This is a genomic window from Pseudomonas sp. GW456-12-10-14-LB2, assembly GCF_002884345.1.
GTDB classification, from domain to species: Bacteria; Pseudomonadota; Gammaproteobacteria; order Pseudomonadales; family Pseudomonadaceae; genus Aquipseudomonas; species Aquipseudomonas paraglycinae.
In genome coordinates, this window is record NZ_POHV01000018.1 from 59,499 (window position 1) to 76,422 (window position 16,924).

The window sequence follows — 16,924 nt, forward strand, 5'->3', positions numbered from 1 at the left end:
CTGCCCTCGATGATCTTGATTCTGCTGCCCTGCGCCGATTACGACCCCACCGAAAGCAGCGTGCCCTGGCAGGCCATGCGCGACGCGGGGATCGAGGTACGTTTTGCCACCCCCCAAGGTTTGCCCGCCCACGCCGATCCACGGCTGGTGGATATCGGCTTCGGCCTGTTGAGTTCGATGCTGATGACGCGCAAGGCCGATCTGGACAGTTACACGCAGATGATCGAGTCCGAAGCGTTCAGGCAGCCGCTGGCGTATGCCGATGTCGACACGAATCGATTCGATGGTCTGCTGATCCCCGGCGGGCATGCCAAAGGCATGCGCACGTTGTTGGAATCCACGCAGGCCCAGCAGATTGCCCTGCAATTTTTCAAAGCCGAAAAACCCGTGGCGGCGGTGTGTCATGGAGTGCTGTTGCTGGCGAGGACGCTCGACCCCGATACCGGGCGCTCGGTGTTGTTCGGGCGCAAGGTGACGGCATTGCTCGCGGCAACCATGGAGTTGTCGGCGTGGCTGATGACAGCTGCGTGGCTGGGGCGCTACTACCGCACCTACAAGCAGACCGTCGAAGCGGAAGTGAAAACCGCGCTGGCCCGCAAAGCCGACTTCAAACGCGGACCGCTGATCGCCAAACGCGATTGTGTGCAGAAACTGCAAACAGGATTTGTGGTGCGCGACGGCCAACTGCTGACGGCGCGCTGGCCCGGCGATTGCCATCGATTCGCCGCCGAGTGGGTGGCCATATTGCAGCCACCCGAGCGCTGATCCGCGTTTCAGTCCAGACGCGGCACGGTGAAGCGGAATTCACTGCCCTGCCCCGGCTCACTCTCGGCAACGATCTGCCCGCCATGGGCCTCGACGATGCCCTGCGTGATGTACAGGCCCAGCCCGGTGCCGGTCGGATTGCCTTCCTTGACCGTCCAATAACGGTCGAACACGTGCGGCAAGTGATCCTTGGGAATGCCTTCGCCGCTGTCGCGCACCGTGAAGACGATGTCGTCACCGACCGATTTGGCATACACGTCGACCGTACCCAGGCGCGGGGTGAATTTGATCGCGTTGCCGACCAGATTCGACAGCACCTGAAACAACCGCTCGGGGTCGGCATGGATGCTCAGGTCGGGATCGGCCTCGAACGAGATGCTGATGTCCTTGTCCAGCGCCAGCGGCGCCAGCAGCGATTGCGCCTCCTCGAACATCTGCGCGACATCGAGTTTCTGCGGCGCGATGGTGTAGCGACCGGCGTCGATTTTCGAAGTGTCGAGCAAGTCTTCCAGCAGCGTGTTCATGCGCCCGGCGGCTTGCTGCATGGTGTCGATGGCGGTCGAAATGCGCCGCGAAGTGTGCGGCCCGTCCGAGCTGAAGGCCTTCTGCATCATGCCGCAGAGCATCGAGATCACGGTCATCGGGTTGCGCAGATCGTGGGAAACCACCGCTACCAGCTCGTCGCGGGCACGCACTGCTTCCTGCTCGCGGCGTACCTGGCGGGCCAGATCGTTTTCCAGCGCCGAGCGACGCAGGTCGTTGGCGGCAAACAGATCGCCGTGGCTCCATTTGGTGGAAATCCCGGCCATCTCGACCTTCCAGATTTCGAACGAGGTACGCGGCCGCAGACGAAGGCCGGCGTCAGAGTTTTCCAGATCCAGCGGCTTGCGCGGGTCGCCGCTCCAGTTGATGTTCTCTTTGACTTCGGGGCGGAACCACAGCACGCCGTTGTCCACCGGTTTGGGCAGGCTCATGGCGAGCACGCCGCTGGCGACCTGCTGATAGTGCGCGGCCGGCGGGTAGACGCTGGCCAGGTGATGACTGGCAAACACCGGCTCGCCACGCTCCTGCAGCCATTTGTGCAGGGCACGGATCTCTTCCGGCTCCGGGCAATTACCGTAACGGTGCAATTGCTTGTCTTCGATGATCGCGATGCCGCCGGCATTGGCCAGCGCCATCAGAACCTGTGGCTGATTGGCCAGGCCATCGAAGACGTTCTGTGGCGAGTCGATCATCGCCTGATTGAGCAGCGCCAGCGCCTCGACCTTTTCCTCGCGTTGACGGCTGACTTCCAGCGCTTCCATCGCACTGATCTGCAACGACAGCACCTGGCCGATGGTCTGGCATGCCGTGCGCAACTCGTGCGGCACGTGCAGCGGCTGACGATTGCCGCAACTGATCAGGCCCCAGAGCTTGTCGCCCTTGAGCAGGGAAATGCTCATCGAGGACAGCACGCCCATGTTCTTCATGTACTGGCAGTGGATCGGCGACACGCTGCGCAGCGTCGCGAAACTCAGGTCCAGCGGGGTCTGGGTGTCCGGGCGCAACTTGGGCACCAGCGGCACCGGTTGGTAGTCGGCATTGGGGATGATCCGCAGCCAGTTGGTGCGGTACAGCTCGCGGGCCTGCTCGGGGATGTCCGAGGCCGGGAAAAACAGACCGTTGAAGACTTCCATCGACGGATCGGACGCTTCGGCGATGACCTGACCGTGGCCCTCTTCCTCAAAACGGTAGATCAATACCCGGTCGTAACCGGTCATGGCCTGGATTTCCTTGACGCTGATGTCGTAAAGCGCCTGCAGGCTCTGGGCCTTTTGCAGGCGCGCGAGCATCCGCCCGAGGTGAGTTTCGGTGCCGGCGACATTGCGCGGCTGGAAATTTTCGACGTGGATTTCCAGCTCCAGAATCAGCACATCCTGATGCCGGTGCACCAAGCCCTCGAACGCGGTGCCGTTGAGGCGAAAGTGCAGCGGCGGCGCATCGGACAAGGCCGGTTGCTGCAAGGCCTCGCGAACCTGCGCGGCATGGGTATCGCCGATCAGGCTTTGCAATGGCTGGCCGATCAGTTCTTGTGCCGGTCGGGCGAGCAAGGTCTCGACGTTGGCGCTGATCTGAATGATCGAAAGGTCCGGCTCGCTCAGGGTCAGCAGCAAACCGTGCGGCTGGATCGCGCCGGGAAAGCGGATCGGCTCGTCGGCGCAGTTGGCCAGCAACTCTTCAAAGGCTTCTTTGTCTTGCGGGTTCATACCAGAACCTCCTGACTTTCGAGCCACTGCTCGAAACAACTGAATGTAGTGTGGGCCGCCGCCACGACGGTTTTACGCTCGTCGGCGTCCATCGGGCGACTGCCCAGGTATTCGATGAAATCGCGCCAGCGCCGGCCGGTGGCAGCGCCGTAGATGTCCAGAAACGCTGCGCCGTTGTCCGCGCCAAGGCTCAACCGCGTGGCGATCTCCCGGCGCAGGATTTGCCCGCCGAGGGTTGCACCTTCCAGTACGTACAGCACACCCAGGCACGCGGCGGCGGAGTCGATGACGGGCAACCGGCGGCAGATCGGAAAATCGCCACCATTTGCGCCCAGCGCTTGCAGATCGCGTTGCAGGGTCGGTGTCTTGAGGCGGGAAGCCAGATCAAAATCAGCGGGAATCGCGTCGCTGTCCTGCAGCACGGCTTCCAATGGCTGATAGAAGCCGTAATAGGCGCGCATCAGTCGCTCGAAAGCGTGCAGATCAAGGGTATCGGAGAAAAAAGGAAGGCGCTTTTCAAGTGCAATGTGCAGTTCGGCCGTGCCGGCGCGCAGATCCTGCAACACCGGTGGTACATGAATCTCGCGGGCCTTTGCTTGCATGTAGTCGCTCGTACAGTGGGCCGCCTGGGGCCATGGGGGAATGGAGAAGCATGGCGCGAAAGCTTACACGGCAATGGTAGTTTCTGACCCGGCAGATGGGATTCTCTGATGAATTCATCAACCTGTGAAGGGTTAAGAGCTGACCGGACGGCAGAAAGTTCGAAGGAATTCACTGCCGATAGTCGCTGTACCGCGACACTGGCGCCTGACTGTACGGTTCAGGCCCGCACACCCGCGTGATAAAAATAACCCTCCCGTCACCGGAGCCCGAGCCATGGATATCGCCACCCTCTCCCTGTTTCTGCCCGCCTGTTTCGCCCTGAACATGGCACCGGGGCCGAACAATCTGCTGTCGGTCAGCAACGCCACCCGTTACGGCTATCGGCGCGCCTGCGTGGCCGGGATCGGGCGATTGCTGGCGTTTGCCGGGATGATCGCCCTCGCGGCGGCGGGGCTTGCGGTGGTGCTGCAAACGTCCCAGCTGTTGTTCTACGGGATCAAGATTGTTGGCGCGGGGTATCTGTTGTATCTGGCGTGGCAACTGTGGCGGGCCAATCCTGCCGCCGAAGACGCGGTGACTGCGCCGACGAGCGGGATTCTGGCCCTGGCGCGTCAGGAATTCCTGGTGGCAGCGGGAAATCCAAAAGCAATCCTGATCTTCACCGCATTCCTGCCGCAATTCGTCGACCCGAACCGCGCCATTACTCCGCAGTTCATGCTGCTGGGCGTGCTGTTCCTGCTGCTGGAATGGATCGCCATCAGCGCCTACGCGTACATGGGGCTGCACATGCGCCGCTGGTTCGCCGAGCCGCGCGGCAAGCGGATTTTCAACCGTTGCTGCGCGGGGTTGCTGTCGGCGGCGGCTTCGGTGTTGCTGATGGCCAAACGGGCCTAGGCTTCGGACGGGCCTTTGAGTTCGACCTGATTGCCGTCCGGGTCGAAGCAGTACAGCGACAGGCCGTAACCCTCGGCGCCAAAACGGGTGGCGGCTTTTTCGACGCTCAGGCCGCAGGCTTGCAAATGACTGATCAGCGCCGCTTCATCGAACGGCTCGATGCGCAGGCAGAAGTGATCGACATTGCGCCGTTCGCTGCCGGCAGCGGCGCCGCCCTTGCGGCCGATTTCGCCGTCGAGGTCGACCAGATCGATCATCGACGTGCCGGCGCGCAGGTGCACCAGACCGAACTTTTCGTTGCGCTTGACCACTTCGGCGCCGAAGACCCGGTCGTAGAAATCAATGCTGCGTTGCAGATCGGCGACGCGCAGCACGATGTGATCGATGTGTTGAATCGTGAACGGTGGCATACCTTCATTTCCCGAGTTGTAGCGACCCGATCACTGTAGTGCAGCGGCCCGAAAATTCACTGTCGATTTTTCGGTGGAGCCATCGAATAACTGGTTTTATCCTCGGCCCATGAACATACAGACCGCTGTCCTGCCCCCTCACGCCGAAATGGTCCGCGCCATGCTCGCAAGCGACACCGCCTATGAAGGCGTGTTCTTCACGGCCGTGAAAACCACCGGGATCTTTTGCCGCCCGACCTGCACGGCGCGCAAGCCGAAACCGGAAAACGTCGAGTTCTTCGCCCACGCTGACGACTGCCTGTCCGCCGGTTATCGCGCCTGTCTGCGCTGCAAACCGCTGGACGCTGCGGCCATCGCTCCGGACTGGGTGCAGCGACTATTGAAAGCCGTCGACGCCGATCCCGAGGTGCGCTGGAGCGATGCGCAATTGCTCGCCGAGGGCATCGAACCGTTGAAGTTGCGGCGCTGGTTCAAACAGCATTTCGGCATGACCTTCCATGCGTGGCTGCGCACGCGCCGGCTCGGTGTGGCATTGGGCGGGATCAAGCAAGGCACGTCCATCGACCACGCGGCGTTCGACTCCGGTTATGAATCCCTCAGTGGTTTTCGCGATGCGTTTCAGAAGTCGTTCCACATCACGCCGGGACGCGCAGCGGCCAGTGAACCGCTGCTGTTCACCCGCCTGACCACGCCATTGGGTCCGATGATTGCCATGGCCGAGCGGCGCGGGCTGGTCTTGCTGGAGTTTCTCGATCGCCCGGCGCTGACCCGCGAAGTCGAGGAACTGCAAAACCGATACGGCTACGTGGTGGCACCGGGGCAGAACGCGCATTTGCAGCAGATCGACAACGAGCTGGCGCTGTACTTCGCCGGCAAGCTGAGCGAATTCAGTGTTCCACTGCACCTGCCCGGCAGCGAGTTTGCCCGGCAGGTCTGGAGCGAACTGCGGCAAATCCCCTACGGCCATACCAGCACTTACGGCGCCATCGCCGCACGCTTGGGCAAACCCGGCGCCAGCCGAGCAGTGGGGCTGGCCAACGGGCACAATCGGCTGTCGATCGTGGTGCCGTGCCATCGGGTGATCGGTGCGGACGGCTCATTGACGGGCTATGGTGGTGGGCAACCGCGCAAGGCGTTTTTGCTCCGGCTGGAAAACGCCGCCGTGCAGCTGACGCAACAACTGGCTTTCTGACAAATCGACACCCACGCCCCTCCCGGCTTTCAAATCAACGGATCACCGAAGTTGCCGATACCCGATCCCTATCAACCGGCCAGCGAGTTTCTGGCCAGCCTCGACGCCGACTGGCAGCGCCACATTGCTGCGGTTGGCCCCTGCCTGCATCAGCCGCATCCGGCGCGCGATCCCTATGAGTCGCTGGTGCGGGCGATTGCCTATCAGCAACTGCATGCCAAGGCTGGCGATGCGATTGTCGGGCGGCTGGTGGGGTTGTTTCCCGGGCAGACGTTTCCGCGTCCGGAGCAGGTTCTGGCGACGGACTTCGACCGATTGCGCAGTTGCGGGTTTTCGGCGGGCAAGATTGCGACGATTCAGGGGATTGCCCAGGCGACTCTGGACGGCGTGGTGCCGGATTACTCGACCGCGCTGGCGATGGAGGATGAGGCGCTGATCGAGCGGTTGGTCAGCCTGCGCGGGGTTGGGCGCTGGACGGTGGAGATGTTGCTGATCTATAGCCTGGAGCGGCCGGATATTCTGCCGGCCGACGATTTTGGGGTGCGCGAGGGGTATCGGCGGTTGAAGGGGCTGGAGGTGCAGCCTGCACGCAAGCAGATGATTGAGATCGGGTTGGCGTGGAGTCCGTTTCGGACGGTGGCGGCGTGGTATTTGTGGCGGGTGCCGAAAAGCCCCTCACCCTAACCCTCTCCCGGAGGGAGAGGGAACCGATCGGGGGATATTGGAGAGCTCCGCCGACCTGAAACATCAACTCTGAATCCATAGGCGCCAAGACGTGAGCGAACCCATAGTTGCCAACACGTTGGTGAATCCATAGTCGCCTCGGTGTTTCAGGTCGATGTGTAGCGTAAGACACCTCGGTCGGCTCCCTCTCCCTTTGGGAGAGGGCTGGGGTGAGGGGCTTGGGCTACAGACCGGATTTCAACCGACTGAACGCGCGAATCAAAGCCCGGTTGAACGCCTTGCCATTGTCATTCTTGCTGTACAGCGAAGCCCTCACCGCCTCCGGCGGATAAGTCCCCGGATCATTGCGTATCGCCGGATCAACCAACCCGTCCGCCGCCGTGATCGCATTGGCGTAATGAATCGTATCGGTAATCGGCGCGATCACCTCGGGCGTCATCAGGTAATCCATCAGCGCCAATCCGGCCTCGGGATGCGGTGCATCCTTGGGTATGACCATCGCGTCGAACCAGATCAACGTGCCCTCCTTCGGAATCCGGTAATTCAACTTGAACGGCTTTTTCGCCGCTTCAGCCTGACCTGCCGCGATGGCAACGTTGCCGTTCCACGACATCGCCACGCAGGTGTTGCCGTTGGCCAGGTCGCTGATGTTCAGGTCATTGTCGAAATAGCGGATGTACGGGCGGATCTTCGCCAGTTGCTGCTCGGCGAGTTTCAGGTCGTCGAGGCTCTGGCGGTTGATGTCCAGGCCCATGTACTTCATGACTGCCGCGAACACTTCGTTCGGGTCGTTGAGCAGGCTCACCCCGCAATCGGCGAATTTCGACACCACTGCCGGATCGAACAGCATCGCCCAACTGTCCCTCGGCGCGTCCGGCAGGCGCTGCTTCACGGCCTCCTCCTGATAGCCGACGCCAGTGGTACCCCAGGCGTAGATCCCGGCGTAGCGGTTGCCCGGATCGAACACCGCCATGTGCTGACGGAACTCCTCGCCGACCCCGGCAAAGTGCGGGAGCTGCTGCTTGTTCAGGGTCTGGATCGCGCCGCTCTCGATAGCCCGCGACAGGTGCTGGCCGGCGGTCAGCACCAGGTCGTAACCGCTGCGCCCGGTGAGCAGTTTGGTCTCGACGGTTTCCAGCGAATCGAAGTGATCGGCGACCACCCGAATCCCGGTTTTCGCCTCGAAATTCTTCAGGGTATCCGGGGCCAGGTACTCGCCCCAGATGTACAGGTTGACAACCGGTTTCGCCGTTTCGGCAGCCTGCACACACAGGGGTGCAAGCACCAGCAATAACGCTTTACTCAGTTTGTGCAGGCCCATGGTCAGGCTCCTTTTTTCTGGCCGGCGTATTGCGGCATGGTGATGCACGCGACGTTGCCGCCACCGAGCAGGATTTCCCGGGAGTTCTCGATGCCGACGATCTTGTGCTGCGGGAACAGTTCGGCGAGGGTCGCCAGCGCCACCTGATCGTTGCGATCACCGAACAGCGGCACCACGATCGAGCTGTTGCCGGCGTAGTAGTTGATGTACGACGCACAGATTTTCGTGCCGGTCTGACGGGTGTGGGTGCTGTCCTGCTGATCGAGGCCTTCGGCTTCTTCAGCGGTCCACTCCAGCACGTCCGGTTGCGGCAGTTTGTGCACGATCAGCTCGCGGCCACGGCTGTCGCGGGTGCTGCGCAGGATGTCGTAGGCCTCTTGATAGATTTCCCATTGCGGATCGTCGCGGTTGTCGGTCCATTGCAGCACCACTTCGCCGGGGCGCACGAAGCACGCGAGGTCGTCGACATGGCCGTCGGTTTCGTCAAACTTGCAACCGCGTGGCAGCCAGATCACTTGCTCGGCGCCGAGGTAATCGGTCAGCCGGCGGGTGACTTCGTCCTTGCCCAGGTGCTGGTTGCGATTGCGGTTGAGCAGGCATTGCTCGGTGGTGAGGATGCTGCCCTGACCGTCACTCTGGATACCGCCAAGCTCGGCAATCAATGGCGCGCGATAGCGGTCGAAGCGTTCGATTTCGAGGATCTTGCTGGCGATCTGATCGTCCTTGTCCCACGGGTAGTAGAGCCCGCCGTCGAGGCCGCCGTAGGCGTTGAATTCAAAGTCGACACCACGCACTTCACCGCTCTGGTCGTTGACCACGAAGCACGGGCCGCTGTCGCGGAACCAGGTGTCGTTGCAGGTCATTTCCACCACCCGCACTTGTGGCGGCAACTGGCGGCGGGCCGTGGCGAACTGGGAGGCCGATGCGCAGACCGTCACCGGCTCGCTCTGGGAGATCGCGGTGACAATCTGCACCCAGACTTTCTGTGCAGGCTTGGCGCCGTTGCGCCAGACGTCGGTGCGCTCCGGCCAGCCGAGCCAGCAGCCGGACTTGGCTTCGAATTCGCCGGGCAGACGGAAGCCGTCCTGTTTCGGGGTGGTGTCGAGCAAACGTGCCATGGTCAAACCTCGTCGTCGGGATGGGAATGACCTCAGGCTACGGTCGCGGGCAGTCGGGCCGCCAACGATGATTATTTCGGAACAGTTGAATTCAACTCATCAATCCGCCAGTTGATCGTTGAACCATTCCAGCATCTGCGCCACCGCCGGACGCTCCAGCCGCACCCGCTCGCAGACCAGCGCGTATTGCCCCAGCGCGGTCATGCTGGAGGTGAACGGGCGCACCAGACGCCCGCTCTGCAAATCCTCCTGCGCGGTGAGGTTGTCGCCCATCGCAACGCCCTGCCCTTGCGCCGCCGCCTCCAGCGCCAGACCGGCGTGGGCAAAATACAACTGGCGCTCCGGACGCAGGTCGCCGGCATGGCTGGTCAGCCACGCGGTCCAGGTCTTGCCGTCCTGATCGTCGTGCAGCAGGCAATGGCGGGCCAGGTCCTTCGGGGTTTTCAGGTTGCCCTGGTTGAACAGGCCGGGGCTGCACACCGGAAAGAACTGCAACGCCGGCAACGGGCGGACGAAGTACGCGCTGCTGTCCACCGGACCGGTGCCGTAGGTGATCGCCAGATCGATGTCTTCGCCGGGTGCGGTGGCGTCGATCGGTTGTTCGTAGAGGTGCAAGGTGATGTGCGGATAACGCGCGTAGAAATCGGTGAGACGGCTCATCAGCCACTTCTGCGCCAGCTCCGCCGTGACCGCCAGCCGCAACACGGCGAGCGAGGACGGATCGCGCAACTCGTCGCAGGCATCGCCGATCAGTTCGAAGGCCTGTTGCAGGCTCTGCATCAGTCGCCCGGCGGCGATGGTCGGGCGAATCTGCCGGCCCTCGCGGATGAACAGCGACACGCCCAGTTGCTCTTCGAGCTGGCGGATCTGATGGCTGACGGCGCTGTCGGTGACACACAGCTCAGCGGCGGCGCGGCCGAAATGCGCGTGGCGGGCGGCACACTCGAAAGTTCGCAGGGCGGCCAGGGAAGGTAGTCGGCGCATGGGTGTGGATCCCTTTTTTGCGGACATGCTGACCGGGCTTTTCGCAGGCGTCCATAGCGGCGGCACAGGCAAGAGATCTCTTCTAGGCTGAATCGCACCAACAAAAAACACCGGAGGCCACTCATGCACCTCGAAGGCTCCTGCCACTGCGGCGCGGTTTCATTCACCCTCGACAGCGCCCACCCCTACCCTTATCAGCGCTGCTACTGCTCGATCTGCCGCAAGACCCAGGGCGGTGGCGGCTTTGCGATCAACCTCGGCGGCGACGCAGCCAGCCTCAAGGTGCGCGGGCGCAAACACATCACGATCTACCACGCGAAAATGAAAGACGAAGGCGATGCCCGCGCCCACCGCAGCAGCGCCGAACGGCACTTCTGCTCGCAGTGCGGCAGCGGCCTGTGGCTGTTCAGCCCGGAATGGCCGGAGCTGATCCACCCGTTCGCCTCGGCCATCGACACGCCGCTGCCGGTGCCGCCGGAACACACTCATTTGATGCTCGGTTCGAAGGCACCGTGGGTCGAAGTGCAGGCGAGCAAGAAGGATCAACAATTCGAGGTCTATCCCGAAGAATCCATCGCCCAATGGCACGAACGGCTGGGACTGAGCCGATAACCGCCTTCACAGTCTTTGACAGTTTCCCGACAAAGCTGCCAAAGATTGCCGGCCGCCCCCTCACTAGCATGGGCGCATCCAATCTCCCCTCGGGTGCCCCATGTCGGTTTCGCTACGCACATTTTCGCTGTCCCTGACTTCCCTCTGCCTGCTGCTGCCGGGCGATTCGCTGCGCGCCGAAGACTGGCACGCCACCCTGCGTGCCGGGGCCGCCAGTGCGCCGCGTTACAGCGGCAGTGATGAACGGGTAGTGGCGCCGTTGGTGGGCGTCGAAATCGTCAGCCCTTACGGCGTGTTTCTCGACAGCAGCCGAGGCCTCGGCTGGGGCTTCGACGAGGAGGACTTCGGCCTCAGCGTCTACATCGGCGCCAGCGACGTGCGCAAGGATCGCAAGACCGGATTCAAAGGTTCGGACGAGCTCAACGGCATGGGATCGATCAAGTCGCGCCCGGTGATCGGGCTCGACGGCACGTATCACATGGGCCCGATCATCCTCGGCGCGAGTTTCGAGCATGCGCTGGAAAAGGACGACGATGACCACGACACCGGCTCGTCGTGGAACCGCCTCAAGCTGAGCATCAGCGCGCCGTTCTACGAAGGGCGTTACGGCAAGGTTACCGGCGGCCTGAACAGCCAGTTCGGCGACAGCAACTACATGCGCACCTGGTACGGCGTCAGCGATGCCCAGGCCTCGCGCAGCCAGTTTCGCGCGTATAAGGCCCGGGCCGGGTTGGTCAGTCGCGGTGCGGATCTGACCTGGTCATTGCCGCTGGATGAACAATGGAGCGTGTCGACCGTTCTGGCGGTGCAGTACCTGAGCCACGAAGTGGCCGACAGCCCGATAGTCGAGCGCCGCTTGCAGACCTCACTCGCCGGGCAAGTGGTCTACACCTTTTGATCGCGCTCAGAACAGCTCGCTGAACGGGATAAAACGCAGCGGATCGCCAATCTGCAAGGTGCTGTTCTCGGGAATTTCCACCAGCCCGTCGGCCCAGGTCGCCCCAAGCAGAACCCCGGAACTCTGGTTCGGATACAGCGCCGCCTGCCCGCCCTCCAGACGCACGCGCAGGTATTCGCGGCGGCTGCCGGGTTTCGGCCAGTCGAACCCGGCGTTGACCGTGAAGCTCAGCGGCATCACCTCTTCCACGCCTTGAACGCGCAGCAAGTACGGGCGCGCCAACAGGCCGAAGGTCACCAGCGCCGAGGTCGGGTTGCCCGGTAGGCCGATCACCGGCACCGTGCCGAAATGGCCGACTGTCAGCGGTTTGCCGGGTTTGATCGCAAGCTTCCACAGCAGCGGTTTACCGTTGTCACGCAGCACCTGACCGAGGCAGTCGGCATCACCGGCAGACACGCCGCCCGTAGTCAGAATCAGATCGGCTGCCACTTGCAGTTGCTCGAGTTTGAGCCGGGTCTGCGCCGGGCGATCAGGCAGGATCCCGGCGTCGATCACCTCGCAACCCAGTTCGCGCAACCAGTGATCGAGCAAGGTGCGGTTGCTGTTGTAAATGCTGCCGGGACGCAGCGGTTGACCCGGTTCCACCAGCTCATCCCCAGTCGACAGCAATGCCACGCGCGGACGACGCACCACCGGCAAATGGGTCATGCCCTGCCCAGCGGCGACGGCCAGTTCGAACGGGCCGAGGCGTTTGCCGGCGCGCAGCAAGGTGTCGCCGACGCGGTTCTCCTGGCCTTGGGCGCGGATGTTCTGGCCGGCCTTCAGCGGTTGCAGGAAATGTACGCGACCGTCCTCCAGCACTTCGACGTTTTCCTGCATCTCTACGCAATTGGCGCCGGGCGGCAACGGCGCACCCGTGAAAATCCGTGCGCAGGTGCCGGGCAGCAAGGCGTCCGGCGCCATCCCGGCGTAGACCCGCTGTGACACGCTCAACGGCTGGCGATGCAGGTCGGGGAGGTTCAAGGCATAACCGTCCATGGCGCTGTTCGGCCACGGCGGCAGATCAAGTGTGGCGACCAGATCGCTCGCCAGCACCCGCCCGCGCGCTTCGTTGAGCGGCACCGATTCGCTGTCCGGCAGACGTTTTTCATCAGCCATCGCCAACAGTTGGTCGAGGGCGTCCTCGACCGGCATCAACCCCGGCTTGCTCATCCGCGCGGCCCGCAGGCTTGCACCGGCTTGAGGTGCGGAACGAAGTTGCACGGGCGGTGACGGTTATCCAGTTGTTCAGCGAGGATGCCTTCCCACGCTGTGCGGCAGGCGCCGGTGGAACCCGGCAGGCAGCACACCAGCGTGCCGTTGGACAGGCCGGCCAGCGCGCGGCTTTGCACGGTCGAGGTGCCGATATCGAGAATCGAGATGGCGCGGAACAGCTCACCGAAACCGTCGATCTGCTTGTCCAGCAGGCAAGCCACGGCTTCCGGGGTGCTGTCACGCCCGGTGAACCCGGTGCCGCCGGTGATCAGCACCACTTGAATGCCGTCGTCGGCGATCCACTGCGCGACCTGGGCGCGGATCTTGTACAGGTCGTCCTTGAGCAGGTTGCGTTCGCTCAAGGTGTGGCCGGCCTCCAGCAGGCGGCTGACCAGCAACTGGCCGGAGGTGTCGCTGGCGTAATCGCGGGTATCGCTGACCGTCAGCACGGCAATATTCAGGGGAACGAACAAGGCATCCGATTTAACACTCATGGCACTCTCCGGCCGTCGTCAATTCAATGGATGACGAGCCTAAGTGCCGCTTGTGAGGACTGTCTAATCACTCTGGCCAACCACACTATCGACCTGCTCTATCGGTGAATTTTTTCAGCTCCTCGACCGCTGTCCGGCCCAATGAAACCGGGGGTCATCGAAATCCTCGATAGGCTCTTAGACACTGCCGATTGGACGAAAAAAGCCCTCGGTGGGATCGTCGCTTGCAGCGCTTTCCGTGCGCCGTACGCATCTGCGTCAATACTCAATCAAAATTCCTTATCGAGCAGGTGCCGTCGTGGACATCAAACAACTCAAGTTCCTGATCGCGCTGGACGAAACCCGCCACTTCGGCCAGGCCGCCGCGCGCTGCCACATCACCCAGCCGACCCTGTCGATGCGCCTGCGCAATCTGGAAGACGAGCTGGATCTGGTGCTGGTCAATCGCGGCCAGCGCTTCGAAGGGTTCACCCAGGCCGGCGAGCGCGTATTGGCCTGGGCCCGCACCCTGCTGGCTGCCCATGACGGGTTGTTTGCCGAAGCCGCGGCTTGCCGCGGACAATTGGTCGGTAGCCTGCGCCTGGGGCTGGTGCCGCTGAGCAACTTCAATCCGGTGAATTACATTCAGGGTTTGTCCGGGACTTACCCGGAGCTGAAATACAGCCTGTCGTCGCTGAGTTCGGACGAGATCATCGAAGGCCTGGGCAACAATCAGCTGGACCTTGGCGTGTGTTATCTGGATCACGTCAACCCGAACTATTTCGAGTTTTTCGAGATCGGCGAAACCCGCGTCGGCCTGCTCTATGACACCCGTCACTTCCATTTCGAAGGCCCGGAAATGAGCTGGGAAGACGCCGCCGAACTGCCGCTGGGGATGATCACCACCGGCATGCACTACCGCAAATCCATCGACCTGAGCTTCCGTAGTCGCGGGCTGAATCCGCAACCGATATTGGAAAGCGACTCGACCTATCAACTGCTGCAGGCGATTCACCAAGGCTTCTGCTGCTCGATCATGCCGCTGGACAGCGGGCTGGAGGAGCCGATCGAACATCTGGCTTTCATCAACCTGCCGGATGCCAGCGTGCTCGCGCCGCTGGGGCTGGTGATGCGCAAGACCGAACCGCGCTCGGCGATTGCCGAGAAGTGCTTTGCCGAGGCGCGCAAGATGTTCGGGGTCGAGGCGCCTGCCGAATAAATGTGTTGAATGTCAGGCCGCCATCGCTGGCAAGCCAGCGATGAGGCCTTATCAGTCAACACCTATTCTCGGCCTGAAAGCGGTCATCGACCAATCCAATCACTGCATCGGAACAAGCGATTGGACGCACTTTTCCCTGCCCCGTAGCCTGAACCCACTTCAGCGCTTCGGGGACTTTCAGGATGCTGTGCCAAGTTGAACAACTCATCGAACCGGGCGACGCCAACGCCCCCGCGCCACAACCGGCGCAAGTGGCTTATCGCGAATACCTGGACGACGCGCCAGTGTCCCACGCGGCGCTGGCGGCGGAAATCGCCCTGGCCATCAGCTACAACGGCCTGAATCAGGCGGTGATGATGGTCTCGCCGGGCAACATCGAGGACTTCATTCGCGGGTTCAGCCTGAGCAACGCCATCGTCGACCGCCTCGACGATATCCACGACATCCGCCTGACCCATTTCGACCAGGCCTGCCAGGCCGACGTGCAGATTTCCAGCCGTGCGTTCTGGGCCCTGAAAGATCACCGGCGGCAGATGGCGGGCACCAGCGGCTGCGGCCTCTGCGGCGTGGAAGCCCTTGAGCAGGCGCTGCCGCAACTCGAGATCCTGACCCCGACACCGTTGCCACCTGCCGCACATTTCGAGGGGATCCGCCAACGCATCGAACAGGCCCAGCAACTGGCCCGCAGCAGCGGCGCCCTGCACGCGGCGTTGTACTTCGACGCCGACGGCGAAGCGCTGCTGTGCCGCGAAGACATCGGCCGCCACAACGCCCTCGACAAGCTGATCGGCGCACTGCAGTTCGAAGGCCTCGATGCGCGTCAGGGTTTCGTCGTGGTCACCAGCCGTTGCAGCCTCGAACTGATCCACAAAGCCGTGCGCGCCCGCCTCGGCACCCTCGTCAGCCTGTCCGCCCCCACCGCGCTGACCGTGCGCTGGGCGCTCAAGCACCGCCTGAACCTGATCCACGTCCCGCACCGCAATGCCCCGCGAATCTACAGCCCGATCCAGGAGCAAACCCCATGAGCAACACCCTCACCCACCTCGACGATCAGGGCCGCGCCAACATGGTCGACGTCAGCGACAAAGCCGCGACCCGCCGTGAAGCCACCGCCCAGGCCTGGGTGCAGATGCGTCCGGAAACCCTGCAAATGATCCAGTCCAACGGCCACCCCAAGGGCGATGTGTTCGCCGTGGCGCGGATCGCCGGGATTCAGGCGGCTAAGCGCACTCATGAGTTGATTCCGCTGTGTCATGCGCTGCTGCTCAGTTCGATCCACGTCGAGCTCGAGGCCTGCGAGCCGGACCGCGTGCAGATCACCAGCACCTGCCGCCTCACCGGCCAGACCGGCGTCGAACTCGAAGCCCTGACCGCCGCCAGCGTCGCCGCGCTGACTATCTACGACATGTGCAAGGCGGTGGACCGGGCGATGGTGATCGGCGACATCCGCCTGCTGAGCAAACAGGGCGGCCGCTCCGGCCACTTTCAATGGGAGAACCCGCAATGATTCTGATCAACTACTTCGCCAGCTACCGTGACCGGCTCAATCTGGGGGGTGAAAAGATTCCGGCCAGCGACACCCTCGCTTGTGTTGAAGACGTGCGGCAGATGCTGATGCAACGTGGCGATGTGTGGCGTGAAGTGCTCGGCGCCGGCAACCTGATGTGCGCGGTGAATCAGGAGCTGTGTCAGCCGGATCAGACGATCGAGGATTTCGACGAGATCGCGTTTTTCCCGCCGGTCACGGGGGGTTGAGGCATGGGTGTTCGAGTCCAGCGTAAAGGCTTCGATGCCGGTCAGTTGATTGCCGACCTGCATGCGCGCAATCCACGGGTGGGCGCGGTGGTGAACTTCATTGGTTATGTGCGGGATCTGAACGTCGGGCAGTCGGTGACCGAACTGTTTCTGGAGCACTATCCGGGCATGACCGAGAAGGCTCTGGAGCAGATTGCCGAACAGGCCCGCGAGCGTTGGCCGTTGCTGGCTGTGGAGATTGTGCATCGGGTCGGTGCGCTGTCGGTGACCGAGCCGATCGTGTTTGTTGGCGTCAGCAGCAAGCATCGGCATGCGGCGTTCGAGGCCTGTGCGTTCATCATGGATGTGCTGAAGACGCGGGCGCCGTTCTGGAAGCGTGAGACTACGCCGGAGGGTTCGCATTGGGTCGAGGCGCGGGAGAGTGATCAAAATGCGGCGTTTCGCTGGAGTCTGGCGCATGCCTGACCGGGTACTGTCGAATGCGACAAAAGCCTGA

Annotated in this window: 19 protein-coding genes; 11 read left to right on the forward strand and 8 right to left on the reverse strand. The window is 62.7% G+C overall.

Translation table 11 applies throughout. The features are described 5' to 3' along the window. Positions 1–9 precede the first annotated feature (9 nt). A complete protein-coding gene (locus C1X29_RS14590; RefSeq protein WP_102717745.1) occupies positions 10–765 on the forward strand; it encodes a type 1 glutamine amidotransferase domain-containing protein in 756 nt (251 codons plus the stop codon). An 8-nt stretch (positions 766–773) separates the two neighbouring features. Here the strand turns inward: C1X29_RS14590 and C1X29_RS14595 are convergent, their stop codons facing one another. Next, positions 774–3,011, reverse strand: a complete 2,238-nt coding sequence (locus tag C1X29_RS14595; RefSeq protein WP_102717746.1) for an ATP-binding protein — start codon at positions 3,009–3,011, stop codon at positions 774–776. Then, entirely contained in the window at positions 3,008–3,613 is a 606-nt protein-coding gene (locus tag C1X29_RS14600; RefSeq protein ID WP_102717747.1) for a biliverdin-producing heme oxygenase, read from the reverse strand. The genes C1X29_RS14595 and C1X29_RS14600 overlap by 4 nt, the downstream gene beginning before the upstream one ends. Before the next feature lie 274 nt (positions 3,614–3,887). Between C1X29_RS14600 and C1X29_RS14605 the strand changes: the two genes are divergently transcribed. Continuing rightward, positions 3,888–4,508 carry a LysE family translocator gene (locus C1X29_RS14605; RefSeq protein WP_102717748.1) on the forward strand — a complete coding sequence of 207 codons (621 nt, stop codon included), beginning with the start codon at positions 3,888–3,890 and terminating at the stop codon, positions 4,506–4,508. Here the strand turns inward: C1X29_RS14605 and C1X29_RS14610 are convergent. Beyond that, a complete protein-coding gene (locus C1X29_RS14610; RefSeq protein WP_102717749.1) occupies positions 4,505–4,918 on the reverse strand; it encodes a VOC family protein in 414 nt (137 codons plus the stop codon). The two genes, C1X29_RS14605 and C1X29_RS14610, sit on opposite strands and share 4 nt — an antisense overlap. 109 nt (positions 4,919–5,027) lie before the next feature. Between C1X29_RS14610 and C1X29_RS14615 the strand changes: the two genes are divergently transcribed. Together C1X29_RS14615 and C1X29_RS14620 are read left to right on the forward strand one after the other, a co-directional pair. Next, the gene (locus C1X29_RS14615; protein ID WP_102717750.1) at positions 5,028–6,110 is read left to right on the forward strand and encodes a bifunctional transcriptional activator/DNA repair enzyme AdaA; all 1,083 of its coding nucleotides are present in this window, start codon (positions 5,028–5,030) and stop codon (positions 6,108–6,110) included. A 57-nt stretch (positions 6,111–6,167) separates the two neighbouring features. Next, positions 6,168–6,794: a DNA-3-methyladenine glycosylase gene (locus C1X29_RS14620; protein ID WP_085748316.1), complete on the forward strand. Its 627-nt coding sequence runs from the start codon at positions 6,168–6,170 to the stop codon at positions 6,792–6,794. A gap of 223 nt (positions 6,795–7,017) precedes the next feature. Here C1X29_RS14620 and C1X29_RS14625 read toward each other — a convergent pair whose 3' ends face one another. From C1X29_RS14625 to C1X29_RS14635, 3 genes are all read right to left on the reverse strand, one after another. Beyond that, complete coding sequence (locus tag C1X29_RS14625) at positions 7,018–8,115, reverse strand: extracellular solute-binding protein (RefSeq protein ID WP_102717751.1); 1,098 nt, start codon at positions 8,113–8,115, stop codon at positions 7,018–7,020. A gap of 2 nt (positions 8,116–8,117) precedes the next feature. Beyond that, positions 8,118–9,233, reverse strand: a complete 1,116-nt coding sequence (gene aguA, locus C1X29_RS14630) for an agmatine deiminase (RefSeq protein ID WP_102687390.1) — start codon at positions 9,231–9,233, stop codon at positions 8,118–8,120. Between the two features lie 99 nt (positions 9,234–9,332). Continuing rightward, positions 9,333–10,217, reverse strand: coding sequence for a LysR substrate-binding domain-containing protein (locus C1X29_RS14635; protein ID WP_102717752.1), 885 nt, complete (start codon positions 10,215–10,217; stop codon positions 9,333–9,335). 123 nt (positions 10,218–10,340) lie between these two features. Here C1X29_RS14635 and C1X29_RS14640 point away from each other — a divergent pair, with 123 nt between their 5' ends. Both C1X29_RS14640 and C1X29_RS14645 read left to right on the forward strand, forming a co-directional pair. Next, positions 10,341–10,829 carry a GFA family protein gene (locus tag C1X29_RS14640; RefSeq protein ID WP_102717753.1) on the forward strand — a complete coding sequence of 163 codons (489 nt, stop codon included), beginning with the start codon at positions 10,341–10,343 and terminating at the stop codon, positions 10,827–10,829. Between the two features lie 100 nt (positions 10,830–10,929). Next, the gene (locus C1X29_RS14645; protein ID WP_102717754.1) at positions 10,930–11,727 is read left to right on the forward strand and encodes a MipA/OmpV family protein; all 798 of its coding nucleotides are present in this window, start codon (positions 10,930–10,932) and stop codon (positions 11,725–11,727) included. 6 nt (positions 11,728–11,733) lie between these two features. Here the strand turns inward: C1X29_RS14645 and glp are convergent, their stop codons facing one another. After that, complete coding sequence (glp, locus tag C1X29_RS14650; RefSeq protein WP_102717755.1) at positions 11,734–12,939, reverse strand: gephyrin-like molybdotransferase Glp; 1,206 nt, start codon at positions 12,937–12,939, stop codon at positions 11,734–11,736. Continuing rightward, on the reverse strand, positions 12,936–13,475 hold the full coding sequence (gene moaB, locus C1X29_RS14655; protein WP_039770868.1) for a molybdenum cofactor biosynthesis protein B: 540 nt from the start codon (positions 13,473–13,475) through the stop codon (positions 12,936–12,938). Before moaB ends, glp begins: the two co-directional genes overlap by 4 nt. A gap of 298 nt (positions 13,476–13,773) precedes the next feature. On the opposite strand from moaB, the gene C1X29_RS14660 reads away from it, so the two are divergent. The 5 genes from C1X29_RS14660 to moaE all read left to right on the forward strand — a co-directional run bounded on the left by C1X29_RS14660 (position 13,774) and on the right by moaE (position 16,893). After that, positions 13,774–14,673, forward strand: coding sequence for a LysR family transcriptional regulator (locus tag C1X29_RS14660; RefSeq protein ID WP_102717756.1), 900 nt, complete (start codon positions 13,774–13,776; stop codon positions 14,671–14,673). Between the two features lie 182 nt (positions 14,674–14,855). Next, positions 14,856–15,698, forward strand: coding sequence for a formate dehydrogenase accessory sulfurtransferase FdhD (gene fdhD / locus C1X29_RS14665; protein WP_102717757.1), 843 nt, complete (start codon positions 14,856–14,858; stop codon positions 15,696–15,698). Further along, a complete protein-coding gene (gene moaC, locus C1X29_RS14670; RefSeq protein ID WP_102717758.1) occupies positions 15,695–16,180 on the forward strand; it encodes a cyclic pyranopterin monophosphate synthase MoaC in 486 nt (161 codons plus the stop codon). The genes fdhD and moaC overlap by 4 nt, the downstream gene beginning before the upstream one ends. Beyond that, complete coding sequence (locus C1X29_RS14675; RefSeq protein WP_074687836.1) at positions 16,177–16,428, forward strand: MoaD/ThiS family protein; 252 nt, start codon at positions 16,177–16,179, stop codon at positions 16,426–16,428. The genes moaC and C1X29_RS14675 overlap by 4 nt, the downstream gene beginning before the upstream one ends. 3 nt (positions 16,429–16,431) lie before the next feature. Next, positions 16,432–16,893 carry a molybdopterin synthase catalytic subunit MoaE gene (gene moaE / locus C1X29_RS14680; protein ID WP_102717759.1) on the forward strand — a complete coding sequence of 154 codons (462 nt, stop codon included), beginning with the start codon at positions 16,432–16,434 and terminating at the stop codon, positions 16,891–16,893. The last annotated feature ends 31 nt before the right edge of the window (positions 16,894–16,924 follow it).

Bases quoted from the DNA above. Each gene is read 5' to 3' on its own strand.
- C1X29_RS14590 (WP_102717745.1), top strand. From the start codon at position 10: ATGATCTTGATTCTGCTGCCCTGCGCCGATTACGACCCCACCGAAAGC.
- C1X29_RS14595 (WP_102717746.1), bottom strand. From the start codon at position 3,011: ATGAACCCGCAAGACAAAGAAGCCTTTGAAGAGTTGCTGGCCAACTGC.
- C1X29_RS14600 (WP_102717747.1), bottom strand. From the start codon at position 3,613: ATGCAAGCAAAGGCCCGCGAGATTCATGTACCACCGGTGTTGCAGGAT.
- C1X29_RS14605 (WP_102717748.1), top strand. From the start codon at position 3,888: ATGGATATCGCCACCCTCTCCCTGTTTCTGCCCGCCTGTTTCGCCCTG.
- C1X29_RS14610 (WP_102717749.1), bottom strand. From the start codon at position 4,918: ATGCCACCGTTCACGATTCAACACATCGATCACATCGTGCTGCGCGTC.
- C1X29_RS14615 (WP_102717750.1), top strand. From the start codon at position 5,028: ATGAACATACAGACCGCTGTCCTGCCCCCTCACGCCGAAATGGTCCGC.
- C1X29_RS14625 (WP_102717751.1), bottom strand. From the start codon at position 8,115: ATGGGCCTGCACAAACTGAGTAAAGCGTTATTGCTGGTGCTTGCACCC.
- aguA (WP_102687390.1), bottom strand. From the start codon at position 9,233: ATGGCACGTTTGCTCGACACCACCCCGAAACAGGACGGCTTCCGTCTG.
- C1X29_RS14635 (WP_102717752.1), bottom strand. From the start codon at position 10,217: ATGCGCCGACTACCTTCCCTGGCCGCCCTGCGAACTTTCGAGTGTGCC.
- C1X29_RS14640 (WP_102717753.1), top strand. From the start codon at position 10,341: ATGCACCTCGAAGGCTCCTGCCACTGCGGCGCGGTTTCATTCACCCTC.
- C1X29_RS14645 (WP_102717754.1), top strand. From the start codon at position 10,930: ATGTCGGTTTCGCTACGCACATTTTCGCTGTCCCTGACTTCCCTCTGC.
- glp (WP_102717755.1), bottom strand. From the start codon at position 12,939: ATGAGCAAGCCGGGGTTGATGCCGGTCGAGGACGCCCTCGACCAACTG.
- moaB (WP_039770868.1), bottom strand. From the start codon at position 13,475: ATGAGTGTTAAATCGGATGCCTTGTTCGTTCCCCTGAATATTGCCGTG.
- fdhD (WP_102717757.1), top strand. From the start codon at position 14,856: ATGCTGTGCCAAGTTGAACAACTCATCGAACCGGGCGACGCCAACGCC.
- moaC (WP_102717758.1), top strand. From the start codon at position 15,695: ATGAGCAACACCCTCACCCACCTCGACGATCAGGGCCGCGCCAACATG.
- C1X29_RS14675 (WP_074687836.1), top strand. From the start codon at position 16,177: ATGATTCTGATCAACTACTTCGCCAGCTACCGTGACCGGCTCAATCTG.
- moaE (WP_102717759.1), top strand. From the start codon at position 16,432: ATGGGTGTTCGAGTCCAGCGTAAAGGCTTCGATGCCGGTCAGTTGATT.